Source organism: Streptomyces sp. SAI-127 (assembly GCF_029894425.1).
GTDB lineage: Bacteria > Actinomycetota > Actinomycetes > Streptomycetales > Streptomycetaceae > Streptomyces.
In genome coordinates this window covers 6,230,496-6,243,164 of the sequence record NZ_JARXYJ010000001.1, presented here as the reverse complement: position 1 = coordinate 6,243,164, position 12,669 = coordinate 6,230,496, and the positions used below count along the sequence as shown (strand labels likewise).

Below are 12,669 nucleotides of genomic sequence, written 5' to 3'. Positions count from 1 at the left end.
AGGACGGAAACGTTGACAACGCAATACAGCGTGCAGGAAGTCGCGCCGGGGACCGAGGCGGAGTCCGGGCACGGCAGCCGGAGGGCGCCGCGCAAGCACCGGATGCTCCGATGGTCCGCGACGACGCTCGCGGTGCTGATACTCGCGGTGGCCGGGACCGGCTACCTCTACTACCGGCACCTGAACTCCAACATCGAGCAGGACGACCTGAACCTGGGCGACAACAAGGTCGCCGAGCCGACACCGAACGCGGCGGGCCAGACCCCGCTGAACATCCTGATCATCGGTTCCGACGCGCGGGACAACGAGGAGAACCAGAAGCTGGGCGGCGCCAAGGAGACGTTCGGCTCCACTCCGCTCGCGGACGTGCAGATGCTGCTGCACCTGTCCGCCGACCGCAGCAACCTCTCGGTCGTCAGCATGCCGCGCGACACCCTCGTGAAGATCCCCAAGTGCACGGATCCGGACGACGGCAAGGTGTACGAGGCGAGCAACGGCCGGACGATGACCAACCAGAGCCTCGGCCACGGCGGCCCGGGCTGCACGGTGGCCACCTGGCAGGAGCTCACCGGTATCCACATCGACCACTTCATGATGGTCGACTTCTCGGGCGTGGTGTCCATGGCCGACGCCATCGGCGGCGTCCCGGTCTGCGTGGACGCCAACATCCACTCGCGGGACAGCCAGGGGCACGGCTCCGGCCTGAAGCTGGAGAAGGGCACCACCTCCATCAAGGGCGAGCAGGCCCTGCAGTGGCTGCGCACCCGCTACGGCTTCGAGGACGGCAGCGACCTGGCCCGCGCCAAGGCCCAGCACATGTACATGAACTCGATGGTCCGCGAGCTGCGCGCCAACGCCACCCTGAGCAGCCCGAACAAGCTGCGCAGGCTCGCCGAGCAGGCCACGAGGGCGATCACGGTCGACTCCGGGCTCGGCACCGTGAAGAAGCTCTACGACCTCAGCAACGAGCTGCGGAAGGTCGAGCCGAAGCGCATCACCATGACCACGATGCCCAACCGGTACGTGGGCGCCCGGGTGGAGCCCACCGAGGACGCCGAGCAGCTCTTCCGGCTGGTGCGCGAGGACATCGCGCTGGACGGCAAGGACGCGAAGAAGGCGACCGCCGAGAAGGCCGATGCGGCCTCCGGCGACCCGGCCGCCGCGAAGGACGAGATCGGGGTCCTGGTCCAGAACGGCACCCGCACCGACACCCTGGCCGCGGCGGGCGGCCGCGCGAGCACGGTGGCCGGGCTGCTGGTGGAGAAGGGCTACGACAAGGCGGTCTCCGACCGGACGGGGTCCCTGAGCGAGGCGACGACGCTCGTGCGCTACCCGAGCGCCGAGTTGGAGGGCGACGCCCAGGCGGTCGCCAAGTCCCTGGGCATTCCGATGAGTTCGGTGAAGAAGTCGACCGATGTCTCCGGGGTCACGCTCGTCGTGGGAGCGGACTGGCGCGAGGGTACGACGTACAAGGCTGCCAAGGAGGACAACACCACCCCGAAGACGGCTGAGGCCCTCAACGGGGCGGACGACTCGGCCTGCATGCACGTCAACCCGGGGTTCACCTGGTGATGCGACTCACACCTTGTTCGGCACCGCGGGCCGCCGCGAGGCGATGACCCGCCTGGCCAGCGAGCGCGGGCTGGTCAGGAAGCCGTAGCCCCAGCACATGTGCATGGTGGCGAGCGCCACAGGGATCTGGAGCCGTGCCTTCAGGGGGAGCCCCTTGCCCGCGGGCAGCGAGCCGAGGACGATCGCCGCGAGGTAGCCGCCGGGGACGACGAAACCGAGCGGGGTCAGCGCGGCACCGACCACGATCCCGGCCGCGATCGCGCACACCGCCGTCGGCGGGGCGAGGTAGCGCAGGTTGATGGAGCCCTCGTGGTAGCGGGCGACGACGTGCCGCCAGCGGCCGTAGTCCTTGTACTGCTTGGCGAGGGCCTTCACGCTCGGCCTCGGGCGGTACGACACCCTGAGCTCCGGCGAGAACCAGATCAGCCCGCCCGCCTCACGGATCCGGAAGTTGAGCTCCCAGTCCTGGGCGCGGATGAACTCCTCGTTGTAGCCGCCCTGTTGCTCCAGCGCCTCGCGCCGGAAGACACCGAGATAGACGGTCTCGGCCGCCTGCGCCTCGCCACCGGTGTGGAAGGCGGCGTTGCCCACACCTATCTTCGAGGTCATCGCGGCGGCGACCGCGCGCTCCCAGTCGTTCTCGCCCTCGGCGTGCATGATGCCGCCGACGTTCTGCGCGCCGGTCTCCTCCAGGAGCCGTACAGCGGTCGCGATGTAGTTCGGCGAGAGCATGCCGTGCCCGTCGACGCGGACGACGATCGGGTGGCGGGAGGCCTTGATCGCGGCGTTGAGGGCGGCGGGGGTGCGGCCGGTGGGGTTCGGGACGGTGTGGACGCGGGAGTCCTCTGCCACGAGCTGGGCCGCGATCTCGTCCGTGCGGTCCGTGGACGGACCGAGGGCGATCACGACCTCCATCTCGCCGGCGTACTCCTGCGCGAGGATCGCTTGGACGGCTCCGCGCAGATGCCGCTCCTCGTCGAGGACGGGCATGATCACAGATACGGCGGGGAGCTGCACGTCGGGCTTGGCGTTCATAGGGGGCTCACGTTACCGCGAACGGGGGACACCGCCGCGCCCCGCCCGGGGCGGTGCCGGTCGTCGCAGATCGTATGGGCCTACGGTGCTCACGATCCCTCGTTCGGCTGCCCTCGCGGAGGTGTCCCCCCATGCCCACCACGCCGCCCCGCCCCTCCGCCGCCCGCCCTCGCCCCCCGCAGCGCCGGCCCTCCCGGCCCCCCGTGCGACGCAAGCGGCCCCGCTGGGGCATGCGGGCGGCGACCACGCTGTCCGTCGTCGTGCTCGCCTCCGCCGGGATCGGGCACGCGGTCGTCACCAGCCTCGACGCGGACATCGCGCGCGTGGACCCCTTCAAGGACATGAAGAACCGGCCGCGCGCCGGAGACGGCATGAACGTGCTGCTGGTCGGCACCGACGGCCGCGACAAGATCTCCGAGGTCGAGCGGCTGAAGTACCGCTTGGGCGGCGCGCCCTGTCACTGCACCGACACGATCATGATCGTGCACATCTCGGAGGACCGGGAGCGCGCGAGCGTGGTGAGCCTGCCGCGCGACTCGTACGCGATGACGCCCGATCACGTCGACGTGACCACGGGGGAACGCCACCACAGGCACCCCATCAAGATCAACGCGGCTTACGCGGAAGGCGGGCCCCAGCTGACGGTCCGGACCGTCGAGAACATGACCCACGTGAAGATCGACCACTATCTGGAGGTCGACTTCACCAGCTTCATGAAGACGGTGGACGTGCTCGGCGGCGTCGACATCTGCAACGCCGACCCGCTCAAGGACGCGTACACCGGCCTCGACCTCGCGGCCGGCCGGCACCGGCTGATGGGCGGGCAGGCACTGCAGTACGTCCGCTCCCGGCACGCCGACGGCTCCTCCGACCTCGGCCGGATGAAGCGGCAGCAACGCTTCCTCGCGGCGCTGATCGACCGGGCGACCTCGTCCGGCATCCTCCTGAACCCGATCAGGTTCCGCGACGTGACCCGGGCCGTCCTCGGCTCCGTACGCGCCGACAAGGGCTTCGGCACGGACGAACTGCTCGGTCTGGGCCGGGCGATGCGGAACTTCTCCCCCTCCTCCTCGGAGTTCACGACCGTGCCGATCGAAGAGATGGGATACGTCGTCAAGGGCGTGGGGTCGACCTTGAAGTGGGACCCGGTGAAGTCGTCGCGGCTCTTCAAGTCCCTGCGTGAGGACCAGCCGCTGGCCGCGTACAAGCCGAAGAACAAGGCGCTGCTGGTCCCGGTGGCCCCGCAGCAGATCCGCGTCCAGGTCGAGAACGGCACGGCGGCGGGCGGACTCGGCAAGCGCGTGGACGCGGCGCTGGCGGCGACGGGGTTCCGTACGACGGGGTTCCCGGTGAACGCGGCCGACCGCACGCTGAAGCGCACGGTCGTCGCCTACGACCCCCGCTGGGACCGCTCCGCCCGCTCCCTGGCGGCGGCCCTGCCCGGCAGCGAGCTGCGGGCGGTCAAGGGTCAGGGGGCGGTGCTGAAGGTGATCGCGGGCGCGGACTTCGAGCGGGTGCGCAAGGTACGGGCCGAGGACGAGCTCCAGGGTGAGTTCGGGGTGGTCACGGGAGACGAGGTGGGGTGCGTGTAGGCGGAGCGCCGGCCGTGACCTCTCTCACACGGGCTCAGTCCTCGAAACCCTCCGCCGCCCGCTTCTCCCGCAGCTCCATGATCGCCCGGCGTCGCGCGAGGCGGTGCGTGCGGCGGATCTGGGCCTCCTGGTAGCGGCGCTCGTCCCTCTCCGTCTCCGGGAGCACCGGCGGGACCCGGCGGGGCTTGCCGTCGGCGTCCACGGCCGCGAAGACGAGATAGGCGGAGCCGACCTGGGTGGCGGGCGTGGACTCGTTCCAGCGCTCGGCGAGGACCCGCACACCGACCTCCATCGAGGTGCGGCCGGTCCAGTTGACCTGGGCCTTCACATGGACGAGGTCACCCACCCGGACCGGCTCGAGGAACGCCATCTCGTCCATGGAGGCGGTGACCGCGGGCCCGCCGCTGTGCCGCCCGGCCACCGCGCCCGCCGCGTCGTCCACCAGCTTCATGATCACGCCGCCGTGCACGGTACCGAGGAGGTTGGTGTCGGCCTGCGTCATGATGTGGCTCAGCGTGGTGCGGGACGCCGAGGTGGGCTTGCCCGGGATCTCCGGAGTGCCCGGTTGCGTGAGGGTGGCCTGGTCTGTCATGGCCTCCACCTTATGCCGTGATGACAATCGCGGAATTTGTGTCAGCTTGGCAACAGCGGTGCCCTGATTTTCCGACGACCCTTGTATAGGGCACAGCCGGTACCTGCACACTGGGCCCCATGAACGATTGGCCCGAGGGATGGTCCGGCGACAACCGCGACCGGTACGGACGCGGCAGCGCGAGCGCACAGCCCGAGAGCGCCCGCGTGATGCGGCAGGTCCGCCGCGATCAGGGGGCGCCCGGGCAGGGCGCGTACGGCCGTCAGGGCCCGTCCGCGCCGCCGTACGGCAACGGCGTGCCCCAGCAGCCGTCGTACGTCAACGGCCAGGGCCACGGCGGTGGCTACGACGCGTACGACAGCGGCTACAACACGGGCCAGGTCTACGGCGGCGGCGGTGGCCAGGGCGGGCCCGGCGATCCGGGCGGCGGCCGTGGTCCGCGGCCCGCGCCGAACTGGCGCAAGCGGATCAAGTGGACCGCGATCGTCGTGATCACCGGGCTGATCGTGACGACCGTCTCCACCTACTTCTGGGCCGACTCCAAGCTCAACCGCGAGGTCGACCTGTCCAAGGTCATCGACCGGCCGGAGCAGGGCGACGGCACCAACTACCTCATCGTCGGCTCCGACAGCCGCGCCGGGCTCTCCTCGGAGCAGAAGAAGCAGCTGCACACCGGCTCCGCCGCGGGCAAGCGCACCGACTCGATGATGATCCTGCACACCGGCAGCAACGGCGACACGCTGATCTCGCTGCCGCGTGACTCGGACGTGGAGATCCCGACCTTCGTGGGCTCCGAGTCCGGCAAGACCTACAAGGGCACGGGCCGGCACGTGAAGCTGAACGCCGCCTACGCCGAGGACGGTCCCGAACTGCTGGTGCGCACGGTCGAGTTCAACACCGGCCTGAAGATCGACCACTACGTCGAGATCGGCTTCGCCGGCTTCGCGAACATCGTGGACGCGGTCGGCGGGGTCGAGATCGACATCCCGAAGGGCGGCATGAAGGACACCAAGTCCGGTGCCGACTTCAGCGCGGGCAAGCAGACCCTGAACGGCGACCAGGCCCTCGCCTTCGTCCGCACCCGGTACGCGCTCGCGGGCTCCGACCTGGACCGCACGAAGAACCAGCAGAAGTTCCTGAACGCGCTCGCCAACCAGGTCGCCACCCCGAGCACGATCCTGAACCCGTTCAAGCTCTACCCCACGATGGGCGCGGGCCTGGACTCGCTGGTCGTCGACAAGGACATGGGCCTGTACGACCTGGCCAAGATGTTCTGGGCGATGAAGGGCGTCAACGGCGGTGACGGCACGTCCATGAACATGCCGATCGCCGGCTCCACGGGCGGCAACCTGCTGTGGGACAAGGCCAAGGTGAAGACCCTGGTCGACGAGCTGAAGAACGACGAGAAGGTCACGGTCTCGGGCAACTGAGCCCTACGCCCGCCGTCCCGAGCCGAGCAACGCGATGTGCGGAAGGGCCAACTGCCCTTCCGCCACCGCGTGTTCAGTGCTCAGACGCTCGTACTCCCGCCGGATCCGTACGACGGTCTCCGGGCCCTGCGAGGTGACGATCAGTCCGATCGTGGCGACCCCGCCCACGGCGGCGCTCCACCACTCCTCGACCCCGGCACGGTGCTCCCAGGTGAGTTCGGCCGCCTCCGCCTCCATGAACCCGGCCCCGCCGAGCAGTTCGGCGAGGCCGTCCGCCGTACGGGCCCAGTCCTCCGCCGGATCCAGCCGCGGGAGGTAGGCCGGCGGTACGGCCCCGCCCGCCTCGCACGCCCGGCCCAGCAGGTCCTGTCCCGCGCCGCGCCGTGCGCTCCACGTCGTGAGGGCGATCCGGCCGCCGGGGCGCAGGAGGCGGTGGAGTTCGGCGAGGGCGGTGCGGGGGCGGCCGACGTGATTGAGGACGAAGTTGCCTACCACAGCATCGAACTCGCCGTCAGGATAAGGGAGTTCGGGCAGCACACCGGTGCGTGCGTCGAGCCCGCGGGCCCGCGCCGCCGCCACCATCCCGGCATCGGCGTCCACGGCACTCACCCGGGCACCGCGCGCCCGCGCCGCCACGGCCGCCGTACCGGTGCCGGTACCGACATCGAGGACCCGCGTCCCCTCGCCCACTCCGGCCGCGTCGAGCAGGGCCTCCACCGGGTGGGCGCACAGCCGCGCGAAACTCCCGGCGTAGGCCTCGGTCCGGCCCTGCCACATGTCCCGCTCGGCGGCGTCGAAGGCCTCGGTGGCGTCCGTCGCCGGGGGCAGCGGCGGCGGCTGGAAGAGCCGGTCCGCGGGCCGCCCCTGTCCATCCGTGTAGGGCGGTGTCGCGTTCTCGTGCGAGGTCATGTCCGGAAGTCTGCCCCCCGATGATCAAGGGCACCCCGGCGGGTGCCCTTGATCCCGTCAGCCGGCAGGCGTCACATCGCCATCCCCGACATCGCTCGACAGGTCTGCACGCAGCGACGACACGCCTCCGCGCAGCGCATCATCTGCGCATCGTCCGGCATGGACATACACGCCTCGGCGCACATCTCGCACGCCTTGGCGCACATCGCGCACATCTCCGCCGACAGGGGCGAGCGGCGCATCATCATGTCCGCGCACATGCGGGTCATCTCGGCGCAGTCGATGAGCGCGCGCATGATCTGCATCTGCGCCTGGCCACCCATCTGCATGCAGGAGCTCATGGTCTCCTCGCAGACGCTGTGGCATTCCATGCACGCCGCCACGCAGTCCTGCATCTCCTTGCTCATCGCGGACATGCTCTCGGCCTGGGTCATGGCTCCTCCTGGGGGATGCGGGGACCCGGGGCGGGCCCCGTGCCCTTCCGTCCTACGCCCCTGTCTCGCGGGGCGCCATCGGGCGGACACGAACAATCCACCCCGAAATACCCCAGCCGCAGTACGACAAAAGCCCCCGGAACGCATCCGGGGGCTCGGTCGTCGCCGGTCGGACCGGCTACGGCAGGTTGCGCGCCATGACGATCCGCTGGACCTGATTCGTGCCTTCATAAATCTGCGTGATCTTCGCGTCGCGCATCATGCGCTCCACCGGGTAGTCCCGGGTGTAGCCGTACCCGCCCAGCAGCTGGACCGCGTCCGTGGTGACCTCCATCGCCACGTCCGAGGCGAAGCACTTGGCGGCGGCGCCCTGGAAGGTGAGGTCCTTGTCGCCGCGTTCGGACTTCGCCGCCGCCTGGTACGTCAGGGCGCGGGCCGCCTCGATCTTCATGGCCATGTCGGCGAGCATGAACTGGATGCCCTGGAAGTCGGCGATGGCCTTGCCGAACTGCTTGCGCTCCTGGACGTAGCCCTTGGCGTAGTCGAAGGCGCCCTGGGCGACGCCGAGGGCCTGGGCGGCGATGGTGATGCGGGTGTGGTCCAGGGTCTTCATGGCGGTGGCGAAGCCGGTGCCCTCGTCGCCGATCATGCGGTCGGCGGGGATGCGGACGTTGTCGAGGTAGACCTCGCGGGTCGGGGAGCCCTTGATGCCGAGCTTCTTCTCCGGGGCGCCGAAGGAGACGCCCTCGTCGGACTTCTCGACGACGAACGCGGAGATTCCCTTGGAGCGCTTGGTCGGGTCCGTGACCGCCATGACCGTGTAGTACTCGGACTCGCCCGCGTTGGTGATCCAGCGCTTCACGCCGTTGAGGATCCAGTGGTCGCCGTCGCGGACCGCCTTGGTCTTCATGCCGGCCGCGTCGGAGCCGGCGTCCGGCTCGGAGAGGGCGTACGAGAACATCGCGTCGCCCTTGGCGAGCGGGCCGAGGTACTTCTTCTTCAGCTCCTCGGAGCCGGAGAGGATCACCGGGAGCGAGCCCAGCTTGTTCACGGCGGGGATGAGGGAGGAGGACACGCAGGCGCGCGCGACCTCCTCGATCACGATCACCGTGGCCAGCGCGTCGGCGCCCGCGCCGCCGTACTCCTCGGGGACGTGCACGGCGTGCAGGTCGCCCGCGACCAGCGCGTCCAGCGCCTCGCGCGGGAAGCGGGCCTCCTCGTCGACCGCGGCGGCGTGGGGCGCGATCTTCGCCTCCGCCAGCGAGCGGATGGCGTCCCGGAGCATGTCGTGCTCCTCGGACGGGCGGTACAGGTCGAAGTCAGCCGATCCGGCCAAGGTCTCTCACGCTCCAAGGACGCTGCAATGCCTGTGCTAATTACCGTTAAGTAACTCAAATTTTAGGGCCCGGCCCACGGGAGTGATACGTGAGCTTGGCGACAGCGGGAAAATTGCCCGTCAGACCGTCCGACTATGCTCGGGCGCGCACTGGCCCGTCCCCCTTTCTGGAGTCTCCATGGCCCTCAAGATCACCGTGATCGGCACCGGCTACCTCGGCGCCACCCACGCCGCGGCCTTGGCCGAGCTCGGTTTCGAGGTGCTGGGGCTCGACGTGGTGCCCGAGAAGATCGAGATGCTCCAGCGGGGCGAGGTCCCGATGTACGAGCCGGGCCTGGAGGACCTGCTGCGCAAGCATGTCGCCGGGATCGAGGGCTCCACCGGCCGGCTCCGCTTCACCATGGACTTCGCCGAGGTGGGCGCCTTCGGGGACGTGCACTTCGTCTGTGTGAACACTCCGCAGCGGCACGGCGAGTACGCCTGCGACATGTCGTACGTCGACTCCGCGATCGCCTCCCTCGCCCCGCACCTGACCCGCCCGGCCCTCGTCGTCGGCAAGTCGACGGTGCCCGTGGGTTCCGCCGACCGGCTGGCCCGCTACCTGGCCGACCACTCCCCCGCGGGCGCCGACGCCGAGCTGGCCTGGAACCCCGAGTTCCTGCGCGAGGGCTTCGCGGTGGACGACACGCTGCACCCCGACCGGATCGTCGTCGGTGTGCGCAGCGAGCGTGCGGAGAAGCTGCTGCGCGAGGTGTACGCGACTCCGCTCGGCGAGGGCACGCCGTTCGTGGTGACCGACTTCCCGACCGCCGAGCTGGTGAAGACGTCCGCGAACTCCTTCCTGGCGACCAAGATCTCCTTCATCAACGCGATGGCGGAGGTGTGCGAGGCCGCGGACGGCGATGTGGCGAAGCTGGCGGAGGCCATCGGCTACGACGACCGGATCGGGAAGAAGTTCCTGCGGGCGGGTATCGGTTTCGGCGGCGGCTGTCTGCCGAAGGACATCCGGGCCTTCATGGCCCGTGCGGGTGAGCTCGGCGCCGACCAGGCGCTGACGTTCCTGCGCGAGATCGACTCGATCAACATGCGCCAGCGCGGCCAGATGGTGGAACTGGCCCGGCAGATACTGGGCGGCGGGCCGTTCCTCGGCAAGCGGGTCGCGGTGCTCGGCGCCACCTTCAAGCCCGACTCGGACGACGTCCGGGACTCGCCCGCGCTGAACGTCGCCGGGCAGATCCACCTCCAGGGCGGCCAGGTCACGGTCTACGACCCGAAGGGCATGGACAACGCCCGCCGTCTCTTCCCGACCCTCGGCTACGCCGACACCGCCGTGGACGCGGTCCGGGGCGCCGACGTCGTACTCCACCTCACGGAGTGGCGGGAGTTCCGCGAACTGGACCCGGCGGCCCTCGGCGAGGTAGCGGCCGCAAAGGTCGTCCTGGACGGCCGCAACGCGCTGGATCCGGCGCTGTGGCGGAAGGCCGGATGGACTTACCGGGCAATGGGGCGGCCGACCGCCTGACCCCGGAGACGGGTCGTACTGGGCCCCGGCGCCGTTCCAGCGCCGGGGCCCTGTCGTGCGCCGACCTGGCATATGCCCGCCCTTCCCGGAATCCTCAACACGAGTTCGATTTGCATTCGAGCACAGTGTGGAATCGACCGTTCTCACAGACCGCACCCCCGTGATGGAGAGGTAGGCAACCATCGGTTAACCGGTGCGTAGTGATGCGGAATCCACGCTCCACTCCACTGTTCGTCATCGGCCGCGTTCTTCGGTCCGATTGATCTGAGCATGTCAGGAGTGAGTCATGCCCTTGTTCCGCAGGGCGACGGGTGTCCCTCCGCGTGACCACCGCGACGAACTGGTCGCCGGGGCGCTCGTCGGCACCGTGGTGATCGTGCTGGGGTACGCGTCGGGCATCGGCGCCCCCGCCTCCGGCGCCGCCGAGGCCGCTCCCCCGGTGACCCCGCCCGCGGCCACGGCACCGGCGACGACCTCCCCGGGGTCCGGTCAAGCCCCGGTGGGCTCCGGGGAGTTGCCGTCGTACGGCGGAGTCGGCGGAGTCGGCGGGGGTCTCGGATACGGCGGCGGGGGCGCGGTGACCGGTACCGTCCCCGTCGGCTCCGGTGGCGGCCAGGGCGGCGGGCACGCCGGCCACGGGACCACTCCGGTTCCGGGCACCGGCTCCCCGACGCCCGCGCCCACCACCCCCACGCCCTCCCCCTCGGGCACGGACTCCTGCGCGGACGGCGAGGTCGAGCTCGTACAGCCGCTGCTCGTCGGGGTCACCGACTCCGTCCTCGGTCTCCTGGACGGCCCGGCGGCCACCCCCTCCCCGTCGCCGACCGCGTCCCCCTGCGTCGGGCTCGCCCCCGCCTCCAGTCTCCTCGGCGGCATCCTCGCCCCGGCCGCCGCCTCCCCGCAGCCGGAGGCGACCCCGTGAGGACCCTGCGCCGAACCCTGCTCCTGCTCGCCGCCCTGCTCTGCGCCCTGTTCGGCGCGGTCCAACCCGCCTTTGCCCACACCGGGTTGGTGAGCTCCTCCCCCAAGGACGGGGCCGACCTGGCGAAGACACCCGACCGGCTCACCCTCACCTTCGACGAAGCCGTCGACCTGGCCGATGTACGGGTGCTGACGGTGGACGGCGACCGGCTGCCGGTGTCGGGTACGGCGAGGAAGAGTGTGGTGCGGGTCGCTCTCAACAGCCCGGCGGACGGGAGGTTCGCCGTCGTCTGGTCCGTCGTGGACGAGGAGGACGGACACGCCTCCTCCGGTCGGATCGCCTTCACCGCCGGCACGGCCTCCGCCAAGACCGACGGCGACGAGGCCCCGGCCGCCGCTCCCGCTCCGTCCCCCTCGGTGCGCAAGGGCCTCGTCGCCGTCCGCTGGGCCGGATACCTCGCACTGGCCCTGTTCGTCGGCGGGCTCGCGTTCGTCGCCCTGCTGTGGCCGGGCGGCACCCACGAGCCGCGGGCCCGGGTGCTGCTGGGGCTCGCCTGGACGGGCGGGCTGCTGGCGACCGTGGCGGCCGTCGGGCTCCAGGGCGCCTACACCTCCTTCGGCGGGCTGCGGGACGCGCTGCGCCCGGCGACCTACGCGGACATCCTGGCCACCGAGCCCGGCATCGTGCTCGCCGCCCGGGGGCTGATGTGGGTGCTCGCGGCCGTGGTGCTCAGCGCGCTGCTCCAGGGCGGCGCGGCGACCTCCCGCTCGCCGGGCTGGCGGGTGGGCGCCCTCGCGGTGACCTTCGGGCTGCTGCGCACGACCGGGATGGCGGGCCACAACTCCGAGGGCAGCGAGCCCACTTGGGGTGCCGTCGCCGACTTCGTGCATCTGCTCGGGGCCGCCCTGTGGATCGGCGGGCTCGCGATGCTCGCGCTGGCTGTGCTGCCGCGCCGCCGGGCCGCGGAGCTGGCGCGGGTCGTGCCGGGCTACTCGAAGCTCGCGGCCGTGAGCGTCACGGGCATCGTCGGCGCCGGGCTGGTCCTCGCCTGGCAGGTGGTGGGGTCGTACGGCGCCCTGCTGCACACCTCGTACGGGCATCTGCTGCTCGTCAAGACAGCCGTCCTCGGGGGCGTCCTGGTGGCCGCGTACGCGAGCCGCCAGTGGGTGCGCACCCGTCTCGATCTCGCCGTGCTGCTGCGCGGCGATGCCGCCACCGTGCGGCCCTTCGGTTACTCGGTCGCGGTCGAGACGGGGCTGGTCCTCGTCGTCCTCGCCGTGACGAGTCTGCTGGTCACGGCCGATCCCGGCCGCTGAACTCCATGG

General features: G+C 70.8%; 11 protein-coding genes. 6 read left to right on the top strand and 5 right to left on the bottom strand.

What is annotated here, in order from left to right; all coding sequences use genetic code 11:
• Positions 1-30 precede the first annotated feature (30 nt).
• On the top strand, positions 31-1,572 hold the full coding sequence (locus tag M2157_RS28865; protein ID WP_280868288.1) for an LCP family protein: 1,542 nt from the start codon (positions 31-33) through the stop codon (positions 1,570-1,572).
• 6 nt (positions 1,573-1,578) lie between these two features.
• Here the strand turns inward: M2157_RS28865 and M2157_RS28860 are convergent, their stop codons facing one another.
• On the bottom strand, positions 1,579-2,607 hold the full coding sequence (locus M2157_RS28860; RefSeq protein WP_280866631.1) for a glycosyltransferase family 2 protein: 1,029 nt from the start codon (positions 2,605-2,607) through the stop codon (positions 1,579-1,581).
• 131 nt (positions 2,608-2,738) lie between these two features.
• Between M2157_RS28860 and M2157_RS28855 the strand changes: the two genes are divergently transcribed.
• Positions 2,739-4,199, top strand: a complete 1,461-nt coding sequence (locus M2157_RS28855) for an LCP family protein (protein ID WP_280866630.1) — start codon at positions 2,739-2,741, stop codon at positions 4,197-4,199.
• Positions 4,200-4,233: 34 nt separating this feature from the next.
• Here the strand turns inward: M2157_RS28855 and M2157_RS28850 are convergent, their stop codons facing one another.
• The gene (locus M2157_RS28850; protein ID WP_280866629.1) at positions 4,234-4,791 is read right to left on the bottom strand and encodes an acyl-CoA thioesterase; all 558 of its coding nucleotides are present in this window, start codon (positions 4,789-4,791) and stop codon (positions 4,234-4,236) included.
• Positions 4,792-4,910: 119 nt separating this feature from the next.
• Between M2157_RS28850 and M2157_RS28845 the strand changes: the two genes are divergently transcribed.
• On the top strand, positions 4,911-6,221 hold the full coding sequence (locus tag M2157_RS28845) for an LCP family protein (RefSeq protein ID WP_280866628.1): 1,311 nt from the start codon (positions 4,911-4,913) through the stop codon (positions 6,219-6,221).
• Between the two features lie 3 nt (positions 6,222-6,224).
• On the opposite strand, the gene M2157_RS28840 is transcribed toward M2157_RS28845, so the two are convergent.
• The 3 genes from M2157_RS28840 to M2157_RS28830 form a co-directional block, all read right to left on the bottom strand.
• Positions 6,225-6,998, bottom strand: a complete 774-nt coding sequence (locus M2157_RS28840; RefSeq protein WP_280868287.1) for a class I SAM-dependent methyltransferase — start codon at positions 6,996-6,998, stop codon at positions 6,225-6,227.
• Positions 6,999-7,201: 203 nt separating this feature from the next.
• The gene (locus M2157_RS28835; protein ID WP_266518486.1) at positions 7,202-7,564 is read right to left on the bottom strand and encodes a four-helix bundle copper-binding protein; all 363 of its coding nucleotides are present in this window, start codon (positions 7,562-7,564) and stop codon (positions 7,202-7,204) included.
• A 178-nt stretch (positions 7,565-7,742) separates the two neighbouring features.
• On the bottom strand, positions 7,743-8,900 hold the full coding sequence (locus tag M2157_RS28830; RefSeq protein ID WP_280866627.1) for an acyl-CoA dehydrogenase: 1,158 nt from the start codon (positions 8,898-8,900) through the stop codon (positions 7,743-7,745).
• Between the two features lie 178 nt (positions 8,901-9,078).
• On the opposite strand from M2157_RS28830, the gene M2157_RS28825 reads away from it, so the two are divergent.
• From M2157_RS28825 to M2157_RS28815, 3 genes are all read left to right on the top strand, one after another.
• A complete protein-coding gene (locus M2157_RS28825) occupies positions 9,079-10,422 on the top strand; it encodes a UDP-glucose/GDP-mannose dehydrogenase family protein (protein ID WP_280858087.1) in 1,344 nt (447 codons plus the stop codon).
• A 286-nt stretch (positions 10,423-10,708) separates the two neighbouring features.
• On the top strand, positions 10,709-11,344 hold the full coding sequence (locus M2157_RS28820; RefSeq protein ID WP_280866626.1) for a hypothetical protein: 636 nt from the start codon (positions 10,709-10,711) through the stop codon (positions 11,342-11,344).
• A complete protein-coding gene (locus tag M2157_RS28815; RefSeq protein ID WP_280866625.1) occupies positions 11,341-12,660 on the top strand; it encodes a copper resistance protein CopC in 1,320 nt (439 codons plus the stop codon). The genes M2157_RS28820 and M2157_RS28815 overlap by 4 nt, the downstream gene beginning before the upstream one ends.
• The last annotated feature ends 9 nt before the right edge of the window (positions 12,661-12,669 follow it).